The 22493-nt window shown below is 66.7% G+C and carries 20 protein-coding genes; 11 read left to right on the top strand and 9 right to left on the bottom strand.

Features of this window, described 5'->3' with window-relative positions:
- Positions 1-482 precede the first annotated feature (482 nt).
- The 5 genes from djlA to C516_RS0109380 all read right to left on the bottom strand — a co-directional run bounded on the left by djlA (position 483) and on the right by C516_RS0109380 (position 7233).
- On the bottom strand, positions 483-1259 hold the full coding sequence (gene djlA / locus C516_RS0109400; protein WP_018718126.1) for a co-chaperone DjlA: 777 nt from the start codon (positions 1257-1259) through the stop codon (positions 483-485).
- Between the two features lie 71 nt (positions 1260-1330).
- On the bottom strand, positions 1331-4825 hold the full coding sequence (locus C516_RS19165) for an EAL domain-containing protein (protein WP_084594156.1): 3495 nt from the start codon (positions 4823-4825) through the stop codon (positions 1331-1333).
- Positions 4822-5112: a circadian clock KaiB family protein gene (locus C516_RS0109390; protein ID WP_018718124.1), complete on the bottom strand. Its 291-nt coding sequence runs from the start codon at positions 5110-5112 to the stop codon at positions 4822-4824. The genes C516_RS19165 and C516_RS0109390 overlap by 4 nt, the downstream gene beginning before the upstream one ends.
- Positions 5102-6829 (bottom strand): circadian clock protein KaiC, encoded by a 1728-nt coding sequence (gene kaiC, locus C516_RS0109385; protein ID WP_018718123.1) that lies wholly within the window; start codon positions 6827-6829, stop codon positions 5102-5104. Before kaiC ends, C516_RS0109390 begins: the two co-directional genes overlap by 11 nt.
- Positions 6830-7044: 215 nt before the next feature.
- Positions 7045-7233 (bottom strand): hypothetical protein, encoded by a 189-nt coding sequence (locus C516_RS0109380; protein ID WP_018718122.1) that lies wholly within the window; start codon positions 7231-7233, stop codon positions 7045-7047.
- A gap of 403 nt (positions 7234-7636) precedes the next feature.
- On the opposite strand from C516_RS0109380, the gene C516_RS0109375 reads away from it, so the two are divergent.
- A complete protein-coding gene (locus C516_RS0109375; RefSeq protein WP_163139908.1) occupies positions 7637-8449 on the top strand; it encodes a type IV toxin-antitoxin system AbiEi family antitoxin in 813 nt (270 codons plus the stop codon).
- Complete coding sequence (locus C516_RS19160) at positions 8412-9257, top strand: nucleotidyl transferase AbiEii/AbiGii toxin family protein (protein ID WP_084594153.1); 846 nt, start codon at positions 8412-8414, stop codon at positions 9255-9257. Before C516_RS0109375 ends, C516_RS19160 begins: the two co-directional genes overlap by 38 nt.
- 112 nt (positions 9258-9369) lie before the next feature.
- Here C516_RS19160 and C516_RS0109365 read toward each other — a convergent pair whose 3' ends face one another.
- The 4 genes from C516_RS0109365 to C516_RS0109350 form a co-directional block, all read right to left on the bottom strand.
- Positions 9370-10815, bottom strand: a complete 1446-nt coding sequence (locus C516_RS0109365) for a bifunctional 2-methylcitrate dehydratase/aconitate hydratase (RefSeq protein WP_018718119.1) — start codon at positions 10813-10815, stop codon at positions 9370-9372.
- 260 nt (positions 10816-11075) lie between these two features.
- Positions 11076-11954 carry an amidohydrolase family protein gene (locus tag C516_RS0109360; protein ID WP_018718118.1) on the bottom strand — a complete coding sequence of 293 codons (879 nt, stop codon included), beginning with the start codon at positions 11952-11954 and terminating at the stop codon, positions 11076-11078.
- Between the two features lie 62 nt (positions 11955-12016).
- Positions 12017-12415: a RidA family protein gene (locus tag C516_RS0109355; protein ID WP_018718117.1), complete on the bottom strand. Its 399-nt coding sequence runs from the start codon at positions 12413-12415 to the stop codon at positions 12017-12019.
- Positions 12416-12432: 17 nt separating this feature from the next.
- Entirely contained in the window at positions 12433-13395 is a 963-nt protein-coding gene (locus C516_RS0109350; RefSeq protein ID WP_018718116.1) for a Bug family tripartite tricarboxylate transporter substrate binding protein, read from the bottom strand.
- 702 nt (positions 13396-14097) lie between these two features.
- On the opposite strand from C516_RS0109350, the gene C516_RS0109345 reads away from it, so the two are divergent.
- The 9 genes from C516_RS0109345 to drt3a all read left to right on the top strand — a co-directional run bounded on the left by C516_RS0109345 (position 14098) and on the right by drt3a (position 22453).
- Positions 14098-14727, top strand: coding sequence for a flavin reductase family protein (locus C516_RS0109345; RefSeq protein WP_018718115.1), 630 nt, complete (start codon positions 14098-14100; stop codon positions 14725-14727).
- Complete coding sequence (locus C516_RS0109340) at positions 14724-15569, top strand: IclR family transcriptional regulator (protein WP_018718114.1); 846 nt, start codon at positions 14724-14726, stop codon at positions 15567-15569. Before C516_RS0109345 ends, C516_RS0109340 begins: the two co-directional genes overlap by 4 nt.
- Positions 15570-15595: 26 nt before the next feature.
- Complete coding sequence (locus C516_RS0109335) at positions 15596-16291, top strand: fumarylacetoacetate hydrolase family protein (protein WP_018718113.1); 696 nt, start codon at positions 15596-15598, stop codon at positions 16289-16291.
- The gene (locus C516_RS0109330) at positions 16288-17034 is read left to right on the top strand and encodes a fumarylacetoacetate hydrolase family protein (protein WP_018718112.1); all 747 of its coding nucleotides are present in this window, start codon (positions 16288-16290) and stop codon (positions 17032-17034) included. The genes C516_RS0109335 and C516_RS0109330 overlap by 4 nt, the downstream gene beginning before the upstream one ends.
- Entirely contained in the window at positions 17034-17837 is an 804-nt protein-coding gene (gene hpaH / locus C516_RS0109325; protein ID WP_018718111.1) for a 2-oxo-hept-4-ene-1,7-dioate hydratase, read from the top strand. Before C516_RS0109330 ends, hpaH begins: the two co-directional genes overlap by 1 nt.
- A gap of 11 nt (positions 17838-17848) precedes the next feature.
- Positions 17849-18652: a 4-hydroxy-2-oxoheptanedioate aldolase gene (gene hpaI / locus C516_RS0109320; RefSeq protein ID WP_018718110.1), complete on the top strand. Its 804-nt coding sequence runs from the start codon at positions 17849-17851 to the stop codon at positions 18650-18652.
- Between the two features lie 58 nt (positions 18653-18710).
- Positions 18711-19154 (top strand): tripartite tricarboxylate transporter TctB family protein, encoded by a 444-nt coding sequence (locus C516_RS0109315; protein WP_018718109.1) that lies wholly within the window; start codon positions 18711-18713, stop codon positions 19152-19154.
- A gap of 4 nt (positions 19155-19158) precedes the next feature.
- Complete coding sequence (locus tag C516_RS0109310) at positions 19159-20673, top strand: tripartite tricarboxylate transporter permease (protein ID WP_018718108.1); 1515 nt, start codon at positions 19159-19161, stop codon at positions 20671-20673.
- 535 nt (positions 20674-21208) lie between these two features.
- Complete coding sequence (gene drt3a / locus C516_RS20810) at positions 21209-22453, top strand: antiviral reverse transcriptase Drt3a (RefSeq protein WP_084594152.1); 1245 nt, start codon at positions 21209-21211, stop codon at positions 22451-22453.
- Positions 22454-22493 lie beyond the last annotated feature (40 nt).

The raw sequence follows: 22493 nt of genomic DNA, 5'->3' as shown, positions 1-22493 counted from the left end.
GCCTCGGTACGCTCGCCAGGCGCGGCCTTGAGACACTCCTGCATCTGCGCCTCCAGCGCCTGCTGCACCGTCTCGTGCACCAGCGCCCGCAGCAGATCCCGATCCTCGCCAAGTAATGCTTCCAGCGCCTCGCCGCTCGCAGTAGCCTTTCGAGTGTGAGTGGCCATGGCTTCGCCCTCCCAAGGGGATTCAGGTGGTCGGTCAACCAACCCGAATACCATGGCCGCTCACCTCGCTCTAGCTTGTGCACATAATTCCGCACACTACTTACGCAAGCCCGTCTCCATCCGTTTCAGCGTCATCAAGGACCAGACACCCAATACCCGCAAATCGCTTGATACGCGGGACGGTATTTACCCGGGATCACAACGCCCTGGCTTACGCACCACCGTGCGCTGTAGGTCGGCCGCTCGAAGGCAACCGACAGACCCCTGGCCGGCCCCGGAACGCCGGGAACCGGCGGAATCAGGGCCGGATGGCGGTCACTTCAGTCCGCGGGCGCGGCGGATGGTATCGTACGCGGCCTGGATCTCCTGGGTGCGCTCCTTGGCGACGTCGATCATCTCCTCGGGCAGGCCCTTGGAGACGAGCTTGTCCGGGTGGTGCTCGCTCATGAGCTTGCGGTAGGCGCGCTTGACCTCGGCGTCGCTGGCATCCTCGCTCACACCGAGCTCACGATAGGCCTCGGGCAGCGGATCCCGGCCGGCCTGGCTGGCGTGGCTGCGCTGGTAGCCGCCGGCGAGGAAGGCCACCAGCCGCTCGAAGTCCGCCTCCGAGATACCGAAGTGCAGGGCGATGCGCTTGAGCACCCGGGCCTCGGCGTCGCCGAGGGCACCGTCCGCCATCGCCGCCTGGATCTGGATCTCCAGGAAGATGCGCACCAGGTTCATGCGTCCGCGACACGCCTGGCGGAACTCCGCGAGCGCGGAATCGAGATCGAACTCCGTCGACTTGCCCTGGTTGAAGTACTCGATGGCCTGGCGGCGCTGCGTCTGCGACAGCCGCATACGGTTCATTACCTGCTCGGCGGCGGCGATCTCCGCCTGGGAGACGCGACCGTCCGCCTTGCAGATGTGGCCCATGACGGTGAACGTGGTGCGGAAGAACACCGCCCGCGGGTCGTTGCCGCCCGAGGCCATGCGCGCCCGCGCGAGCCCGCGGTCGAACCAGTGCCCGAGCGCCAGCCCCACCAGCGCACCGAGAATGCCGCCCGCCATGTAGCCGAAAACGGCTCCGATGATCTTGCCAATCCAGTTCATGCCTACGCCGTCAGAGCAACGCGAAAGGGCAAAAGATGCGGGGCCGGGAACGGGGCGTCAAGGGAGACACCTCAGCGCAGCCATGCCCGCGCGAATTCGTCCGCCGGCATCGGCCGGCCGTAGTAGTAGCCCTGGGCGAATTCACAGCCCAGTGACGCGAGCGCGCGGGCCTGCTCCGCCTCCTCCACGCCCTCGGCGAGGGTGGTCAGGCCGAGGTTGCGCGCCATGGCGATTATGGTCGCGACGATGGCGTGATCGCTCTCGCTGACCAGCATGTCGCGGACGAAGGACAGGTCGATCTTGAGCATGTCCACCGGGAAGCGCTTGAGATAGGCCAGCGACGAGTAGCCGGTGCCGAAATCGTCGATGCACAGCGTGAATCCCGCCTCGCGCAGGGCCGCCGTGATCTCCACGGCATGGTCCGGATCGCTGGCGATCGCGGTCTCCGTGAGCTCCAGGCGGATGGCCGACGCCGCCAGCCCGGCCCCGCGGGCATGGCGGGCGAACTGCTCGGCCACACCGGCGTGCTCGAGCTGCTGCGCGGAGACGTTGATGGACAGCTCCGGCGGCAGCGCCACCCCTCGGCTGCGCCATTGCGCGAGCTGGCCGCAGGCGGTGCGCATCACCCAGTCGCCGAGCCGGCCCATCATACGCCGCTCCTCGGCGGTACTCACCGCACGCCCGGGATTCACCCAGCCCCAGTCCTCGTCGTACCAGCGCAGCAGCACCTCGGCACCGATGAGTTCACCGGTGTCCAGGGCGACCTGCGGCTGGTAATAGAGCTGGAGGACGTCGTTTTTAAGCGCCTGGTCCAGGCGTTCAGCCAGGGACAGGAAATCGTCGAGCTCGCGGCTCATGTGCGGCTCGTAGACGCTGTACTCGATGCTGCCGCGCTTGGCCCGGTACATGGCGATATCGGTGTGCATGAGCAGCTCGTCCGCCGTGTCCCCGTCCCGGGGCGCGAGCGCGATGCCGATGCTCACTTCCACGGGGATGCTGCGCCCGTCCACCGTCAGTGGCTGCCCAAGGGCGTCCACCAGACGCTCGGCGATACGGGTCGCAGCGGCCTCGTCGGCGTCCTCGGCGATGACCACGAACTCGTCGCCACCGAGCCGGGCCAGGGTCTCGTTGGCGCGCAGGGTGTTGCGGAAACGCTGCGCCACCTCCACGAGCACGCGATCCCCCGCGGCGTGCCCCTGGCGGTCGTTGATCTCCTTGAAACGGTTGAGGTCGAGGAACAGCAGGGCCAGGGAGCTGCCGCCGCGGCGGAGACCGGCGAGGCTGACCGTCAGCCGGTCCATGAACAGCGCACGGTTGGGCAGCCCGGTGATCTCGTCGTAGAACGCGAGCTGCTGGATCCGCCGCTCACTGGCCTTGCGCTGGGTGATGTCGCTGCCGATCTGCAGGACGCTGCCGCCGCTGTCCTCGCCGGCCAGCGACCAGTGCGACTCGACCACGATGTGCCGCCCACCGCGGGTATGCTGGTCCAGCTCGCCGCTCCAGTAGCCCTCCTCGCGGACGCGCCCGCGGGCGTCGCCGTAGGCGTCCGGCGGCACGCGCAGGACCTCGGCGGCGGAACGGCCGATCACCTCCGAGGCGGACCAGCCGTAGGTCTGCTCGGCACCCCGGTTCCAGTAGCGGATGCGGTCCCGGGCGTCCGTCAGGAGGATGGCATCGCGGGTATGCTCCAGCAGCATCGCCTGCTCGCGGATGCGGCTGTCCGCCTCGAGCCGCTCCAGCTCCGCGGCGGCACCGGCGGCGAAGATGCGCAGCGTCGAGCTGACGAACTCGGGATCCTGGACCGGGCGCCGGTAGATCACGTAGAGCACGCCCAGGTTCTCGCCCGCGGTGTTGCCCAGGCGCTCGCCGACGTAGCCCCGCGCCCCCATGTCCGCGAGCAGGGTGTCCTCGGGGAAACGCTCGGCCACACGGTCGGTCACGACGCAGTAGGACTGCTCCAGGTTGACCGCACAGGGCGTGCCGCCGAGGGCGTAACTCAGCGGCTCCGCGGGCCGGCCGTCACAGTGGCCGGCGACGCTGTACACCCGGGAGGGATCCTCGGGCAGGCAACGGGCGATGTAGCCGGCATCCGCACCGAGCACCTCGGTCATGGTGCGCACCAGCCGCTCGAAGAACTCGTGGCCCGTTCGCGCCGAGACCGCCGCGGCAATACGGAAAACGGCGTCCTGCAGGCGGTCCTCGCGCTCGCGGGTACGCAGCGACTCGATCCCGAAGGCGAGATTGTCGGCGAGCTCGCCGAGCAGCTGCAGCTCTTCCGCCTCCAGCGGGCGTGCCGTGGTCGTCACCAGCCCCAGCACGGCCAGATTGCGCCCGCCGCTGCGCAGGGGCAGGCAGGCGACGACGTGATCCGTGCCCAGCGCGCCGGACACGGGATGCTCGCCGGCGTGCAGGGCATGAATCGCGTCCTCGTCGAGCCCGCCGTCGCCGGCGGCGTGCCAGGCGACGGGCTGAGCCCCTTCCGCGGCGGGATCATCGACGGTACCCACCCACGCCACCAGATAGCCGCCGATCTCGATGGCAAGGCGGCACACCGTGTCGAGCAGCCGCCGCTCGTCAGCAGCACGAATAACCGCACGGTTGCAGCGGCTGAGCAGGCGCAGTGCCCGGTTGGAACGCTCCCGGGCGAGCTGGGCACGCTTGCGGTCGCTGACGTCGCGCATGACGGCAACGAAATGCGTCGGCCGGCCCCCGGGGCCCAGCAGCGGGACAACACGCAGCTCCACCCAGTACGGCTCGCCGTTACGGGTATGGCTGAGCAGCTCCTCGCCGGCGGACTCCCCCCGCTCCAGCGCCGCACGTATGCGCGCACGCGACTCGTCCGAAATCCGCGGCCCCAGCAGGTCCCACGTCACCCGGCCAAGCACCGACTCCGGAGAATAACCGGTCACCCGCTCGAAGGCCTCGTTGACGAACACGATCCGGGAGCCCCGGCCCGTCGATGGATCGGCCTCGGTGATGACCACGACGTCGTTCAGCCGGGCCACGGCGGTCTCCAGGAACTCCAGGCGCCGGCGCTCGCGATGACGCTCGGTGGTATCCCGCAGGTAGACGGTCAGCCCGTCCGGCGCCGGGTAGGCCCGAACGTCCAGCCACAGGCCAGGGGGATGGAAGCGGGCCTCGAACGACACCGCCGCCTGCAAATCGAAGGCCCGCTGGAACGCCTCGGTGAAGGTTTCGTCGTTCAGGCCCTCTATGTCCCGGATCACCCGTGCGAGCAGGTCGTCCCGGGAGCGGCCGAGGACGCGCTCGGCCTCGCCGTTGACGTAGGTGAACCGGAAGTCGCGGTCCAGGGTGAAGAAGGCGTCCGTGATGCTCTCCAGGGTCGCGGTCAGGCGCTCCGCGAGCCGGCGCTGGGCGGCCTCGCTGGCCCGCAGCCGGGACTGGGCATCGGTGAGCAGCAGCGGTGTACCGGCGGGCCCCAGGACCGCGTCCACCTCGCCGCCGGTAAGCTCCTGCAACCGCCGGTGAGTATCCTGAAGGGTCTGGACGAGCTCGAGATACCCGCCCGTCGGCGATTGCCCGCTGTCCGGATCTCCGGTACTCATGGCCCGGCACCTCTGCCGAGACCGATCCGCGCCAGCACACGGCCCGGCTCCGAAAGCGATCCGACGATCATTTCACGGGATCCGGCCCGCTCGACCACCAGCATGGGCGTGAGCAGGACGCCTTCCTCCAGCGCACGCTGGGGCGTCTCGAAGACATCGATGATCTCGACCTCGCAGGGGACGGCGAGGTAGTCACGGCGTATGGCCTCCAGATTGGCGATCGCCTCCCGGGAATTGGGGCCATCGCCGGCCACGTACAGCCGCAGTGAGAGGGCGTCAGCCGTCATCGCCGACAGTCCCGGCGTGGTCATCCCGGTCGGCGTGACGCCAGCGGCCGCGTTCCCGGCGCATGGCGTCGCGCTCCCGGTCGACCTCGGCGTCCTGCCGGGTCACGGTGCGTTGCTCCGCCTGTTTGTACTCGCGCTCGCGCTCCAGGTGACGGATACGGGCGTCGAGCTCCGCGGTCTCCGCCTCCAGGCGCAGGCGCTGGCGTTCGCGTTCGTCGGCCGCGCGCTGACGCTCCAGGCGCCGGGCCTGCTCCTGCTCCCGGCGAAGGGTGCCCATCAGGACCTCGCCCCCGGCGGTGTAGACATCCGCCAGCGTGACGCCGCCGTCGTCGAGCAGGAGCTCCCGGACCTGGCCGGAATGGGCGGTCCCGCGGGACTTGACCACCGACAGGCCGCGATTGCGCTCACCGCCCTGGACACGGTAGCTGAGATGGATCCAGGTGTCCGCGAGGGTCGAGATCTGCAGCGGGGTGCTCTCCGTCTCCGGAATCTCCCGGTCCAGCAGGCTGGTGCACAGCAGTGTGACGCCCGCCCCCTTCGCCCAGTCCACCAGGCGTTCGATCACGCTGTGTGAGAATGCCGTGTTGCCGGATTTGGCCAGTGCCGATACCGGATCGATGATCACGCAGCTCGCCCCGTGCGCCTCCGCGTGATTGCGGATCGCAACGAAGTGGATCTCCGCGCTGCCGGCGATCGCCCGGGCCGGTACGATGGACAGCGACCCGTCCGAGACAGGCGAGGCGAGGTCGATACCGACGGATGACAGGTTGCGCATCAGCTCGTCCGGCGGCGAGTCGATGCTCGCCCACACGGTGCGCTCGCCGTTACGGCAGGCGGCCTCGGCGAACGCGCCGCACAGGGTCGTCTTGGCCGTGCCCGGGGCGCCGGTGATGAGCACGCCGGCCTGCCGGAGATAGCCGCCGCTGAGCATGCTGTCCAGCCGCGGGATACCGGTGGAGAGCCGCTCGTTGGAGACCGGGCCGTTCGCCCCCTCGGGCCGCGGCACGTAGGCCACCTCCATGCCGCTATCACCGATCACCAGCGGGACCTGATTCTCCTCGAAGCGCGAGCCACGGAACTTCACCACGCGCAGACCGCGCTGGGAGATACCCTGCACGGTGTCATGGCTGAGCTCGATGCTGCAGTCGACCATGAACTGCATGAAGCCCAGCCCGTCCATGCCCGGAACGCCGGCATACCCCGGTGCCTTGGCGGTGATGATGCAGGTGAGCCCGCGCTCGAGCAGCCAGTTGTGCAGCCGGCAGGTCTCACGGCGCGCGGCGGCCCCGTCCATGAACGCGAGCACGACATCGAGGGCGTCGAAGACGACACGCCGCGCGCCCATCTCCGCCACCTTCGCGTCCAGCGCGGCGAGCATGCCGCCCAGGTCCACGTCCCCTGCTGGTGCCATGCCGGGATCCGGCTGGGCGTCGAGAAAGAACAGGCCGTCGTCCTGGAGGCCGTCGAGGTCCCAGCCGAAGGTCGCGGCATTGGCGGCAATGCGCCGGCCGGTCTCCTCGAAGGCGACGAAGATCGCCGGCTCGCCGTGCTCCCGTGCGCCGTTGACCAGCGTCTGGAGCGCAAGCACCGTCTTGCCGGCACCCGGTCCACCTTCGACAAGGGTCACGCGCCCGTATGGCAGACCGCCTCCGGTCATCTCGTCCAGCCCGGCGACACCGGTCGGTGCCTTGGCCGCGCCCGCAACGGGTTCGGTCATCTCTTCACCGCGGTCCTGACACCCGTAGTGTCGACATTTAACCAGCGTGCGTGATGCTTATCCATCGCCAATAGCGTGCAGATCCGTACGTTCCCACCCTAACGACAGGCGTGACGGGCCAGTCAATAAACAGCATGGACGCGACGACTTTTGGCCGGCGGAGGAGCGATGGGGCCGCCGCCGGGCCGGCGACAGCCTCCGGGGAAACACGGCGGTCACAGCGCCCAGAGGTCGACGAACTCGTGCACCGGCATCGCCTCCAGGCGCTCGCGCTCGCCGCAGGCATCAAGGATGCGCCCGGCCTGTTTCGGGGCGAAGCGGGTGGCGAGCGACCGCTCGAACTTGTCCTTCAGCACCGGGATGCCCTCGTCACGGCGGCGCCGGTGGCCGATGGGGTACTCCACCGCGACCCGGTCGGAAACCCGAACTGCCGGTAGCCGGGTCCCTTCGGGATTGTGTGCGGTCAGGGGGGGAGTGGCCACGACACGAGACGGGTTGCGGGTTGCCTTTCGTTCATTAAATAGCTATGTTCACGAAACATGAACAATGCAAAAACATGAACACATGACCCGGTCACCTCACGAATACGATCTCCTGGACTCAGTTGCCCGTCGCCTCTCAACGGCCACGGCACTATCGCTCGAGCCCGTTCCGGGCACGGGGTCTTGGATCGATGGGCAACTGGTAATCTCGATGCCCGATGGACCCCGGCACTGCTATTCGGTGGCGCTGAGGCGCAACCTTCGACCCGCCTCGTTGGGCGCCATAGTCCTCCAGTTGCGTGAGCTCCCGCAGCCAGCGCTTCTGGTGGCTGACTACGTTAATCCGAATATCGCGGAGCGCCTTGCCGACGAGCGCATCGAATTCATGGATGCCGCCGGAAACGCCTACCTGAACCAACCGGGCCTGTTCGTTTGGGTCAAGGGGCAGAAGCCTGCATGGGAATATGGGCTCGCCCGGTCAGATGCGGTGTCGCCGCTGGAGAAGAGCGACGGTTTCAAGCCATCCAGCCTGTACGTCATTTTCGCGTTGCTCTGCAAACCGGGCCTGGAGTCGGCGCCCTATCGGGAAATCGCCGCCTCATCCAACGTCGCCCTGGGCTCGGTGAACTGGGCCATGCGGGAGCTTCGGGAGCGCGGTTATCTATACCAGAAGGGCCGGAATCGTCGGCAACTGATCCGCAAGTCCGACCTCAGGGACCGCTGGGTGGCGTCCTTCATCGACAAGCTCCGGCCGAAACTGAGGCTGGGACGGTTCACCATGTTGAAGCCGACCGACGAGTGGTGGCGCTCGCTAACGGCCGACGAATTCGACATCGTCTGGAGTGGGGAGATCGCGGCCTGGAAGATGACTGGTTATTTGCGTCCGGAGCGCGCCACGCTCTACGCCGATAACCTACCGCGCGGATTCCTGAATCGACATCGGCTGGCCCGCTCGGATGACGGTGAGATCCAGATATCACGTCGGTTCTGGGGATTTGTGTCAGGCACGACGGATCGTGCCATCGCCCCCCCACTGCTGGTCTATGCCGACCTGGTGGCGAGTGGCGAAAGCAGAAATCTGGAAACGGCAAAGCTGATTCATGAGCGATATCTTTCTGAGTCTGAGTCCGGGCAGTGACAGCCGGCTCCCGCCCCTGGAGGCAATGTCGGAGGCGGCAGCGGATGAAGCTCTCGAATTCATGGTCGTCGGCGCCACCGCGAGGGATCTGGTACTGCACCGCGGTTTCGGGATCCGGGCAATACGTGCCACGCAGGACGTCGATGTCGGCGTTCACGTCGCATCGTGGAACGATTACGAAAAGCTGGTCGATAACCTCCTGGGCCGGGGGTGGAAAAGGCGGCAGGAACGGCGCTACCACCGGCTCCATTACACTGAGCATCAGTGGATAGACATCGCGCCGTTTGGCGGCATTGCGCGCCCTGATGGCACCATTGCGTGGCCGCCCGACGGTAACGAAGTGATGTCCACCCTGGGGTTTTCGGAGGCCTTCAGGCACGCGCTCCTATTCGAGCTGCCAAGTGGGTACCTCTGCCCCGTAGCGTCTCTGCCCAGCCAGGCTCTACTGAAGATAGCGGCCTGGCTCGATCGCAAGGCAGCCAGCGACGCCTCTGACCTGGCATTCCTTATGGAGACGTACGCCGACGCCGACAATCTGGGGCGCCTCTATGAGGGCGAATCGCCTGTGGCGGAACAATACGACTACGAGGTTTCCCTTGCAGCCATCCACCTCCTGGGCATGGACATTCGGCGCACGGCAAGCACGCAAGCGATCGGCGGCGTCCTCGACAGCCTCAGACAAGCCCTGGAAACGCCTGACGCATCTGCCCTTATTATCGCGAGCACCGGTCATCTTGCTGATCCAGCGGATATCGACCAGGCGGTGAAACGATTCGAGGCACTTGTTCGTGGCATGTCCCACCAATAGTGGCACCGCTCACGTCTTCGGCGTGCTTGCCGTACGGGGTCTCTGGACAGGGCCGTTTCAGCGCGTGAGTAACCGGGACCGCGCCGAGATCATCCGGCACGGCCCCAAAGTCTCACAGCGCCCAGAGGTCGACGAACTCGTGCACCGGCATCGCCTCCAGGCGCTCGCGCTCGCCGCAGGCATCGAGGATGCGCCCGGCCTGCTTCGGGGCGAAACGGGTGGCGAGCGCGCGCTCGAACTTGTCCTTCAGCACCGGGATGCCCTCGTCGCGGCGGCGCCGGTGGCCGATGGGATACGCCACCGCGACCCGGTCGGTGGTGCTGCCGTCGGTGAAGAACACCTGCACCGCATTGCCGATGGAGCGCTTCTCCGGGTCGAGATAGTCCTTCGAGAACTGCTCGTTCTCCACCACCTCCATCCGATCGCGCAGGGCGTCGATGCGGGGATCGGCGGCGACGTGGTCCTCGTAGTCGTCGGCGGTAAGGCGGCCGAAGATCAGCGGCACCGCGGTCATGTACTGGATGCAGTGGTCGCGGTCCGCCGGGTTGTTCAGCGGGCCGGTCTTGTCGATGATCCGCACCCCCGCCTCCTGGGTCTCGATCACCACCTTCTCGACCTCGTCGATCCGGTCGCGGACCTGCGGGTGCAGGGTCATCGCCGCCTCCGCCGCGGTCTGGGCGTGGAACTCCGCCGGGAAGGAGAGCTTGAAGAGGATGTTCTCCATCACGTAGCTGCCGTAGCCCCGGGTGAACTGCAGCTCGTTGCCCTTGAACAGCACGTCGCGGAAGCCCCAGGTCGGCGCCGACAGCGCCTTGGGGTAGCCGATCTCGCCCCGGTCGACGATCAGCGCCAGCCGCAACCCGCGGGAGGAGGCATCGCCCGCCGCCCAGCTCTTGCGCGGGCCGGCCTGCGGGGCGTGGCGGTAGGCGCGCAGGGCGGAGCCGTCGATGAAGGCGTGGGAGGCGACGTTGGTGACGTCGTCCACGTTGCCGCCGAGCAGCCCCATGGACACGCAGGCGGAGGCGATGCGCACCAGCATCACGTGGTCCAGGCCCACGCGGTTGAAGCTGTTCTCCAGCCCCAGGATGCCCTGGATCTCGTGCGCCTTGATCATCGCGGTAAGCAGGTCGCGTACCGTCATCGGCGCCCGGCCCTCGGCCACCGCGCGGCGGGAGAGGTGATCGGAGAGCGCGAGGATCGCGCCGAGGTTGTCCGAGGGGTGGTTCCACTCCGCCGCCAACCAGGTGTCATTGAAGTCCAGCCAGCGCACCATCGCGCCGATGTTCCAGGCCGCGGTCACCGGGTCGAGCCGGAAGTGCGTGCCCGGCACCTTCACGCCACCGGGCATGTCCGCACCCTCGACCACCGGCCCCAGCAGCTTGGTGCAGGCCGGGTACTGCAGCGCCAGAATCCCGCAGGCGAGGGTGTCCATCAGGTCGTAGCGGGCGGTCTCGTACGCCTCCGCGGACGTGATCTCCGTGTTGACCACGTACTCGGCGATGTCCTTGAGGGGCTGATCGTAATCGGGACGGGCGTCCGATCCGGTGCTCGTGTTCATGATGTGGTCCTCCGCATTAGCTGGCCCACCGTGCTCCGGCAACGGTGCCGGGAGACGGAGACACGGCCCTTTCCCGGAACCGCGCGCCTACTCCCGTTCTGGTGTCTCCCCCGGAGACTCTAAACCCCTAATGCGGCGTGTGTGCAGACCGCGCTCACGATACCCGGCGTCGGCCCGGGCCATGCCTCGCCCGATCCTGCCGGCGGGATTGCGCGCCGTCCGCCCGGGAGAGGCCTCCCGGTGCGGCGGCACGGGCCGGTTCAGGACCGGTCGAAACCGAACAGCTCGGCCGGGTTATCCACCAGGATACGCTGGCGCTCCGCCTCGTCCGGGGCGTACCGATAAAGCAACTCCAGCAGCTCCGCGTCGTTGGGCGGCGGCGTCCGGGACAGCGGGTGCGGCCAGTCGCTGGCCCACACGACGCGGTTCGGGGCGGCGTCGATATAGGCACGGGCAATCGGCAGCACGTCGTCCCAGGGGTAGCCCTCGGCGGAGATCTTCTCGCCCAGGGAGAGCATGACCCAGAAGTTGCCTTTGCCGAGCAGCTCGATGGTCTTGCGGACGTTGGGATCGTCCACGCCCAGACGGGCATCGGCGCGTCCCAGGTGATCGATCAGCACCGGGATGTCCAGGTCCTCGTAGAGCTCCACGCTGTCAAGGATGCCGTGCTTTTCCGGCTGGATCTTCGCGTACCAGCCCAGTTCGCGCAGCCGGCCGGCGGCGCGGCGGAACTCCCGCGGCGACAGCCCCACCCCCAGCTCCTTGCGGAAGGTGAAGCGCGCACCGCGCACGCCGGCCTCGTGCAGCGTCTCGATGTACGCGTCGTCACGCTCCTTCAGCGCGATGGCGTTGGCGCAGCCGCGATAGTCGGGGCCGGCCTGCTCGAGCGCGTCCAGCATCACGCTGTGATCGGCGCCATAGGTGGTCGCCTGGACGATCACGCCGCGCTCGACCCCCAGGGCTCGGTGCATGTGCAGTGCCGCGTCGATGGTCGCCGAGGGCATCCTGAAGGGCGCGTCCGCGCGCATCGGATAGACATCCGGATCGCCGAACACGTGGAACTGCGCATCGCACGTGTTCGCCGGCGGCGCTTCCCGGGGCGCGCGGGGATCCGGATTGAACGGGAAATACTCGGGCATGGTGGCTCCTGCCGTTAGCGGATCGAAGGGCCGCCCCGGGCATGCGGCCCGGGGTCGGCGGGTCAGGACCCGGCCCGGCGGCCGATTACCGCCATCACGTCGCACTGAATCAGAAACCTCGATTCGACCGGGTTCTGGATGGCGTGCCGCGCCGGCCTGGAGTCCGGGTCGGGGAACATCTTCAGCCATTCGGCGTTGAGCACATCCCGCTGGGAACGGTCCTGCATCCAGACCGTCATTTTCAGGATGTCGTCGGTGCTGCCGCCGGCGGCTTCGACGACGTTGCGCACGTGCGTGAACATGTGTGCGCACTGCGTGGGCAGGTCCACGCCCAGCTCCCCGGTCTCCGGGTCGGTCCCGTTGATCACGCCGGAGGCCACAAGGTCCCCGATCCGGCTCGCGGCCGGGATCGGGTTGTTGTGCTGAAAGCCGGCGCTGTCAACGCTCTTGCGTCGTGACATGCGGGGATGCCTCCCGATCAGCGGTGGATGTCGGCCTCGCGGATCAGCGTGGCCCAGCGCTCATACTGCTCGTTCAGGAACGCCTTGAACTCGTCCACGTCCATGGCACGGGCGTCAGCGCCGGCAGTCTCGAATTTCTCCTCCACGGCGGGGTCGTTGAGGATCTTCTCCAGCGCCGCGTTGAGCTTGTCCACGACCTCGTCGGGTGTCCCCGCGGGGCCGAACAGGCCGGTAAAGGTCTCCGTTACCGCGTCCGGATAGCCGAGCTCCTTGAGGGTGGGGACGTTGGGCAGGGACGGCAGGCGTTCCGGCGAGGTCACGGCCAGCGCCTTCAGTTTGCCGCTGTTGATGTACTGCCTGGCCACGGTGTACTGATCGAAGTTGAAGTCCACACGGCCGCCGAGCAGATCGGTGGTGGCCGGGGCGTTACCCGCGTACTGGACGGTCAGCCATTCGGTGTCCAGCAGACGCTGCATCATTTCACTGATCAGGTGATTCTGGGTGCCGGCGCCCGGGGAGGCCATGGTCAGCTCGCCGGGGTTCGCCTTGGCCTTTTCGAACAGTGCCTCGGCGGAATCCACACCCAGCTCCGGATTCACCTGCAGCACCAGCGGCACGAAGGAGATGGAGCCGATGGGCGCAAAATCGTCCTTCCAGAAGTAGTTGTCCTTACGGAACAGCAGCGGGCTGAACAGCACCGGGCCGTTGGGGGCGACGAACAGGGTGTAACCGTCGCTCTTGGCGTTGATCACGTGGGAAGCGGCAATCATGCCGCCGGCGCCGGGCCGGTTCTCGACCACGAACGGCTGGCCGAATTCCTTCTCCAGGCGGTCGGCGATGATGCGCGCATTGAAGTCGACGTTGCCCCCCGGCGGATAGGGGACCACCAGCTGCACCGGCTTGTCCGGCCATGCCGCCTGGGCACCGCCGGTCAGGCACAGCAGCAGGAACGGAACAGTCAGCCATTTGAAAAATCGCATTTTTTATCTCCTCCCGATGCGGGGCGTATAGCGTCGCGCCCCATACGACGAATGCCTTTGGTGTTGTTTCGGATCAGCTTCTGCATCCGCCGTCGTACCTTCAAGCGCCTGAAGCCGGAGACGTCCACCATGTGGATTTTTTGACTCATTTGCGCCCGGGGTAGCCTTCCGGCCCCCGTCGTGGACGCACAGAGCCCGCCGGAGGAGGGAGACCGGGAACCGGTGCACAGCGCGACGACGGCGGCCGTTCCCGGCATGAACCACGGCGGCCGGCCATACCCCGAGGGCACACCAGTGACGCCCGCCGGCCGCACCCCACACGGCGCCATCACGGTTCGACGGCCTCATGGCGCGGTTTCAGGGGATGACTTCTGCGCGTGACCCCTGCCCGAGCCACCGTGCGCGCACGGCCACCCGGGCGTAATGGCCAGCGCGGGACCAGGCCACCCGCCAGGATTCCCGGAGGGTAGCGGCAGGCCGGAACGGACCGCCGCAGCACCGGTCGTGCGACCCGGCAGGGCGTCAGGAAAATCGGATCAGCAACGGATACAGGGCCGATTTCCTCACCCCGGGCAACGGCGCTCGCAACCATGATGTCCACTATATGGACTTTTACGTCAGCACGTCGTTGTACCTTTCTCGCCCCGCTGCCTAGCATTCCGGTTAAACGATAAACAACGAATCCACGGCGAGGAGAGAGATGTGCAAGTCGACATCGGCGCGCTGTCGCCCCAGCAGTGCTACCGCCTGATCAGCGGGATCGTGGTGCCCAGGCCGATCGCCTGGATCAGCTCCCGGTCCCCGGAGGGTGTGGTCAACCTGGCCCCCTTCAGCTGCTTCACGTTCGTCTCCAACAGCCCCCTGATGGTGGGCATCAATATCGGCCGCAAGGCCGGCCGCGAAAAGGATACGGCGCGCAACATCCGGACGCTCGGCGAGTTCGTCGTCAATATCGCCGACTGGTCCATGGTGGAAACGGTGCACGCCAGCGCCGTGGAATACGACACCCACGAGAGTGAGGTGGAGAGCCTGGGTCTGGCGGTGGAGCCGTCCGGAACCATTACCCCGCCGCGGTTGACGATGACGCCGATCGGCATGGAGTGCCGGCTGCACAGCATCACCGCCTTCGGCGATACCGGCGCCGAGTTCTTCGTCGGCGAGGTCAGGCTGGTGCACATCGCGGACGCGCTCTACCAGGACGGCCGCATCGACACCCGCGCGCTGCAGCCGGTGTGCCGCATCGCCGGCGCCAACTACGCCACCCTCGGCGAGATCCGTGAGCTCAAGCCCGTGGCGCAAACCCCCAAGACCGTCGTGGAGCGCCGGCCATGAACGACGACACCCGACCGCCGGACACCGACGGGGACACGCCGGGCGGCGAGCACGGCGACGGCGGCAGGACCGTGGGCGCACGCAGCATCCGGCGCGCCCTGGCGATTCTCCGCATCCTCGCCACCGGCCAGGAACACGGGGTCCGGATCACCGACATCGTCTACCAGACGGGCCTCAACCGGCCCACGGTCCACCGCATCCTGCGCGTGCTGATCGAAGAGAAGGCGGTGGAGCAGGACCCCGAGACGCGCCGCTACATGGTCGGCCCGGAAGTATCCCTGCTGGGGCTCTCGCGCACCGCGCGGGTGCCGGTGAAGACCGTGGCCGAGCCCTACCTGCGGCACATCGCCGAACAGTGCGGCGACAGCGTCTTCCTGACCATCCGCAGCGGCTTCGACTCCATCTGCGTGGACCGCAAGACCGGCAGCTACCCGGTGAAGGTGCTGTCCATCGAGGTGGGCGCACGCCGGCCCCTGGGCATGAGCGTGTCCGGGCTGGTGCTGCTGGCATTCGCCGGCGACGACGAGGACGTGGACGAGGTGCTGCTCGGCAACGAACAGCGCCTGGCCGGCCACGGGCTGGAACCGGACGCGGTCCGCCGCCGCATCACCGAGACGCGCACCCTGGGCTACGCCTACAGCGAGGTGGGCGTGGTGCCCGGCACCCGCGCCCTGGCGCTGCCGGTGTTCGACACCGAGGGCGGGCTGGTGGCCTCCGTGGCGGTATCCGCAATGGCCGACCGGCTCAGCCCGGAACGGCTGGCCACCCTGGTGCCCCTGATCCGCCAGCAGACCGAGTTGATCGCCAAACGCCTCAGCGAAGTCCAGAAACGCCGCCGCTAGGCGCCCCTATAGAGTCTGGAGCGACCATGACATCCACGACCCTGCGCCCGGGAGGGCCCCTGCTGAGCGGCGCCGTCTACGGCTGCCTGCTCAACGTCCGCGACGAGCTGGACCGGCTCGGCGACGCCATCGACGAGCCCCCGTACAACGGCGCCCCCACCGGCCCGGTGCTGTACGTGAAGACCCCGAACACCCACATCGCCGCCGGCGCGCCGGTGCCCATTCCCGCCGACGTGGACCGGGTCCGTGTGGGCGCGAGCCTGGGCGTCGTGATCCGGGACACCCTGACCCGTGCCGACACCGGCCAGGCTGCGGCGGCGATCGCCGGCTACACCCTGGTGAACGACGTCACCGTGCCCCACGAGAGCCTGTTCCGGCATCCCCTCAAGCAGAAATGCCGCGACGGCTTCTGCCCGATCGGCCCGTGGCTGGTGGACGCCGCTGACCTGCCGGACCCGGCGACGCTGAGCGTGCGCGCCTTCGTCAACGGCGAATGCCGCCACGAGGCCGGCCTGGATCGGCTGGTACGCCCGGTGGCCACGCTCCTCGCCGACATCTCCGATTTCACCAGCCTCTACCCCGGTGACCTGATCCTCGCGGGTGTCTCCCCCGACGTGCCGCTTGCCGGCCCGGGCGACACCGTGGCGGTGGAGATCGACGGCCTCGGCCGGCTGGTGAATCCACTGGTCCGGGAATCGGGCCACCGGGAGCACACGTCATGAAGCGGGCACGTATCGCCTTCGAGGGCCGGGTCCATCAGGCCCGGGAGGACAACGGCCGGGTGCGCCTGGCGGACGGCCGCCACGTGGCGGAGAGCGAGGTGGTCTGGCTGCCCCCGGTGACGCCGGGTACGATCCTGGCACTGGGCCTGAACTACGCCGACCACGCCGCCGAGATCGCCTCCAGCGCCCCGAATGAACCCATGGTCTTCCTCAAGGGCGCCAACACCCTGGTGGGCCACCGCGCCTTCACGCCGCGGCCCGCCGACGCCACCAACATGCACTACGAGTGCGAGCTCACGGTGGTGATCGGCCGGCCCGCCCGCCGTGTGGCACGGGCGGACGCCTACGACTACATCGCCGGCTACACCGTCGCCAACGACTACGCGGTGCGCAACTACCTCGAGGGCTTCTACCGCCCCAACTTCCGCATCAAGAGCCGCGACAACGGCACGCCCATGGGCCCGTGGCTGGCGGACACGGCGGAGATCCCCGACCCGATGGACCTGCGGCTCACCACCCGCGTCAACGGCGAGACCACGCAGGAAGGCACCACCCGGGACATGATCTTCGACGTCCCCTTCCTGATCGAATACTTCAGCAGCTTCATGACCCTGCGGCCCGGCGACGTGATCCTCACCGGCACCCCAAAGGGCACCGTGAACGTCATGCCCGGCGACGAGGTGGTCACCGAGATCGAGGGCATCGGCGCCCTGCACAACACCATCGTCGCGAGGACACCGTGATGCTCAGTGAAGACGCCATCCGCGACGCGGCCGAACGGCTCGACCACGCCGAGAGCGACCGCAGCCAGATCGACCATCTCACCCTGCAGTACCCGGAGCTGGGCTTCGAGGACGCCTATGCCATCCAGCGCCGCTGGGTGGACATGAAGGCGGCCCGCGGCCGCCGCGTGATGGGCCACAAGATCGGCCTCACCTCCCGGGCCATGCAGCGGTCCGCGCACATCGACGAGCCGGACTACGGCGTCCTGCTCGACGACATGTTCTTCGAGGACAACGGCGGGATCCCGGTGGAGCGGTTCATCGTGCCGCGCCTGGAGGTGGAGCTGGCGTTCGTCCTCTGCGGCGATCTGACCGGCCCGGACTGCACCGTGCTGGACGTGATGCGCGCCACCGAGTACGTCATCCCGGCGCTGGAGATCATCGACGCCCGCGTCCGCCAGGTGGACCCGGCCTCCGGTGCCCCGCGCAAGGTGTTCGACACCATCTCGGATAACGCCGCCAACGCCGGCGTGGTGCTCGGGGGGCGCACCTTCCGCCCGTTCGACGTCGACCTGCGCTGGAGCGCGGCGGTATGCAGCCGTAACGGCGTGGTCGAGGAAACCGGCGTGGCCGCCGGCGTGCTCGGCCACCCCGCCAAGGGCATCGCCTGGCTGGCCAACAAGCTGGCACCGCACGGCGTCACTCTCCGGGCCGGCGAGATCGTGCTCGCCGGCTCCTTCACCCGGCCGGTGGCGGCGTCCGCCGGAGACACCTTCCACGTGGACTACGGCCCGCTCGGCGCGATCGGGCTGCAGTTCGTCTAACGGAGGCGGCGATGGAACTCCCCGTGAACCGTTTCAGGCAGGCACTGCGGGAGGGGCGCACCCAGATCGGCCTGTGGTGCGCCCTGGCCGACGCCTACGCCACCGAGATCGGCGCCGCCGCCGGCTTCGACTGGGTCCTGATCGACGGCGAGCACGGCCCCAACGACGTACGCTCGATCCTCACCCAGCTGCAGGCGGTGACCCCCTATCCCGCGCACCCGGTGGTGCGGCCCGTCAACGGCGAGTCCGACACCCTCAAGCCGCTGCTCGACGCCGGCGCCCAGACCCTGCTGGTGCCGATGGTGGAGAGCGTCGAGCAGGCGCGGCGCATCGTCGCCGCCACCCGCTACCCGCCCCACGGCCATCGCGGCGTCGGCGCCGGCCTGGCACGGGCGTCGCGCTGGGGCCGGGTGGCGGGCTACGTGCACCGCTGCCACGAGCAGCTGTGCGTGCTGGTGCAGGTGGAAAGCCGCGCCGGCCTGGCCGCCCTGGACGGGATCGCGGCCGTGGACGGCGTGGACGGTGTCTTCATCGGCGCCGCCGACCTCGCCGCCGACATGGGCCACCCCGGCGAGGCCGGTCACCCGGAGGTCAACGCGGCGGTGCTCGACGCGTTCAGCCGCATTCAGGCGGCGGGCAAGCCCGCCGGTGCGCTGACGCTCAACGAGGACCGGGCCCGCGAGCACCTTGCCGCCGGCTGCCGGTTCCTCGCCGTGGGCGCCGACGCCGCCCTGCTGGCCCGCGCCACCGACGCCCTGCTGCGCCGTTTCACGACACCGGAGGGCGATGCGCCGCCCACGCACGGAGGTTACTGACCCTATAGATAACCGGTCCCGGCACGGTCGCCGCACTTTCGGAGGAGGAGAGCGATCAATGACACGTCCAATCAACTGGCTTCAGGTCGGTGCCGCAGCGCTGCTCGGCCTGGTCGGTGCCTTTTTCGTCTGGCACGGCAGCGACTACCCGATGGGCTCGCTGCGCCGCATGGGGCCGGGGTTCTTCCCGGTCATCGTCGGGGCCGTGCTGCTGCTGTTCGCCATCCTGCTGGTGCTGGAGGTGGCGCACTCGGAGAAGGAAAAGGACTTCTGGATTCCCCGGCCGATCCTGATGGTCTCCGCAGGCTTCGTCGCCTTCGCCGCACTGCTGGAGCGCGCCGGCCTGGTGCCCGCCACGCTGGTCATGGTGATCCTGGTCTCGCTGGCCGAGAAGCCGCTGCGGCCGGTCTCGGCGGCGGCCAACGCGGTGGCGCTGAGCGTGCTCGGCGTCGTGGTGTTCCTCTACAGCTTCGGCATCCCCGTCGCGGCGATTCACTGGTGATCTGATGGATATCCTGCATAACCTGGCGCTGGGCGCCGGCGTCGCCTTCTCCCTGCACGGGCTGCTGTTCTGCTTCGTGGGCGTGCTGGTGGGCACGTTCGTGGGCGTGCTGCCGGGCATCGGCCCCCTAGCGGCGATCTCCCTGGCGCTGCCGCTGACCTATTACCTCTCGCCGCCGATCGCGCTGATCATGTTGGCGGGCATCTTCTACGGCGCCCAGTACGGCGGTTCCATCGCCGCCATACTGCTGAATCTGCCGGGCACGGCCTCCGCGGCGGTGACCTGCCTGGACGGCAACCAGCTCACGAAGCAGGGCCGCCCGGGCGTGGCCCTGTTCACCGCCGCCATCGCCTCGTTCACCGGCGGCATCTTCGCCCTCGTGATGGTGCTCGGCTTCACCCCGATGATTGCGTCCTTCGCCACGGACTTCGGAGCCCAGGACTACTTCTCGATCATGCTGCTGGGCCTGGTCGCCGCGTCCACGCTCTCGGTGGGCTCGCCGCTGAAGGGCATGACCATGGTGGTGCTCGGTATCGCCCTGGGCATGGTGGGCATCGACGACACCTCCGGCGCCGAACGCTTCACCTTCGGCCTGCTGGCACTCTCCGACGGCGTCAACCTCGTGGCCCTGGCCATGGGCCTGTTCGGGGTCGGCGAGATCCTCGCCAACCTGGGGCAGACGCATCGCGAGCCCCTCAAGACCGACGGGCTGACCTTCCGGTCCATGCTGCCCAGGCGCGAGGAATGGCCCGGCCTGTGGCGGACCATCCTGCGCGGCTCCGGCATCGGCGCCTTCGTGGGCGCACTCCCGGGCTCCGGCCCCGCGATCGCGGCATTCATGTCCTACGCCGCGGAGAAGAAGATCAGCAGGAACCCGGAGGCGTTCGGCAAGGGCGAGCTGCGCGGCGTCGCCTCACCGGAATCCGCCAACAACGCCGCGGTGCAGGCCGCCTTCATCCCCACCCTGAGCCTGGGCATCCCCGGCGACGCGGTGATGGCCGTGCTGCTCGGCGCCATGATCCTCCACGGCATCACCCCGGGGCCCATGCTCGTGACCAGCGAGCCGGAGATGTTCTGGGGGCTGGTGGTCAGCTTCGGCATCGGCAACTTCATGCTGCTGATCCTCAACCTGCCACTGATCCGCGTCTGGGTGCGGATGCTCTCGATCCCCTACCACGTGCTCTACCCGGCGATGCTGTTCTTCATCTGCGTGGGCGTCTACTCCGTGCGCAACAGCGTATTCGACATCTACAGCACGCTCATTTTCGGCGTGATCGGCTACTTCCTCATCCGCCTGCGCTACCCGCCGGCCCCCCTGCTGCTGGGGTTCATCCTCGGGCCGATGATGGAGGTGCACTTCCGCCGCGCCCTGCTGCTCGGCCGCGGCGACTACACCACGTTCTTCGACAGCGTGCCGAGCACCGTATTCCTGATCCTCAGCGCCCTGTTCCTGCTACTGCCGCTGTGGTCGACCTTCCGCAGGCGCACGGCCCGCCTCAGCAAAGAGGGACGGGACTGACGTTGTTGGCGGGAAAATGACCGCTCCGGCAACAACCGCGTCGCCGCCGGGAAACGGGGGCGACGCGCGGGTTTCGGGGGGCAGATACCGCTTTGACACGCAAACCCGCGCAGCACCCTCCTGGTTCTGGACGCCGGCTTGTAGCGCCAACTCAGCGGCCTCAACGCTAAACGCGTCGTCATGGCTATGGTACTTCATGGATCACCTCATCAATGGCAGCGACGAAGAGGTGTCCAATTCAGCCAGGCAGGGTCAGACCAGCAACATCACCGCTAGGTGCTGGAATGTTAGAGCTGACCTTGGGGTCCGTCCGCGGGGGCCGGGGCCCTACTGGAAAACCGCGGCCATCGCCCAGGAGGCCACGCAAGTAACAGGCCTGTATCGGGCCGGCGTTATCTGTCGCTTGCCGGGTATCGAGTGGTGGCGGCCTCTCCGTCGCGCAGGAATGTAGGCAAAAGTAACGCAACCTATGGACAGCCCGATAACCTCTGATACAGTATCATCTTGAACACTCGTTGAATTCAGGAAACAGCGCGTGTACGACAGCTCTTATAATTACTTTACGCTAGAACGTCAACTCTACCGTAGCGACTTCTTGGCTCATCCATCCCTCAAGATGTCAGTAGACCGAGAGCGTACAATCCAGCACTCCGTGAGGCGCTCAAACGATAACCAAAACTTCTTCATCGGCTTAAAAAAAGGAAACGTAAAAGGAAAACACATCCTTCGGTCAACAGAAATTTCTGACGACCTCATCATCAGAAAGACCACCCAAAATCTACGAAGAGCACTGAACCGCCCGACGACCAACAGAAATAACGCCGCACTCAACTGTTATGCGCTTTTAAAAGAAAGCACACCTTATCTTGTTTATCGGCTGGACATTAAGTCGTTCTACGAGTCCTTCGAGTATAATCACATAAAAAACACCTTAAGAGATCTCGTTTCGCCTCGCACGCGACTTATCACGCTCAATCTCATAGATCACTGGAATTCGATGGGTGGAAAAGGGATCCCAAGAGGGCTTCCACTGGGCCATACATTATCAGATCTGTTAATGGAAGGCTTCGACCACACCCTAATAAACAATGACCACGTCTATTTCTACGCCCGCTATGTCGACGACATTGTGATTTTCACAAAAGACGACACCTCTCCAAAGAACTTCATCCCTTTCATCAAGGAATCCTTGCCACCGGGACTCGCAATCAACAAAAGAAAAACTCATGTTCGCTACGCCACCCCTCTAAAAGGTCAGCCCAACCTAAAATCGCCAACTGCAAAAAGAAATTTCAATCTTGAATATTTAGGCTATGTTTTTCACGTCACCACTACAGGAAGCAGCAGGCGAGAATGCCACCTTGATATCGCCCCGTCTAAAGTCAGAAAGAAGAAGACACAAATTGTACTCGCATTCCGAGAATTTACAAAAAACAGAAACTTTAAATTGCTACACCATCGACTGCAATACCTAACTTCAAATTTTTCCGTTTATGACATCAATCATCACACCCGCCGATTAGCAGGAATATATTATAGTTACCCTCTTATCGATATAGACCAAAGCGTTGCCACAAAACACCTGGACCGATTCCTCAAAGCTTCGCTCCTATCAAGAAAAGGCCAAGTATCTTCCAGGTTTCAGGATGCCACGACCGCAGCGCAACGCAGGGAATTACTCACGCTCTCTTTTTCTGATGGCGCCAAGAACAGGATATTCACGCATTTTTCATCATCCCAACTAAGACAAATCCAAAAGTGCTGGCGCTATGTCCTCTAAAAAAAGATATCGCATTCGGGCCAATGATAAAGACCGGCCC

Origin of the sequence: Arhodomonas aquaeolei DSM 8974 (genome assembly GCF_000374645.1) — a bacterium.
In the GTDB taxonomy this organism is placed as follows: Bacteria; Pseudomonadota; Gammaproteobacteria; order Nitrococcales; family Nitrococcaceae; genus Arhodomonas; species Arhodomonas aquaeolei.
Note: the sequence above shows the minus strand (reverse complement) of the source record. Positions and strands in the feature narration are given on the sequence as shown.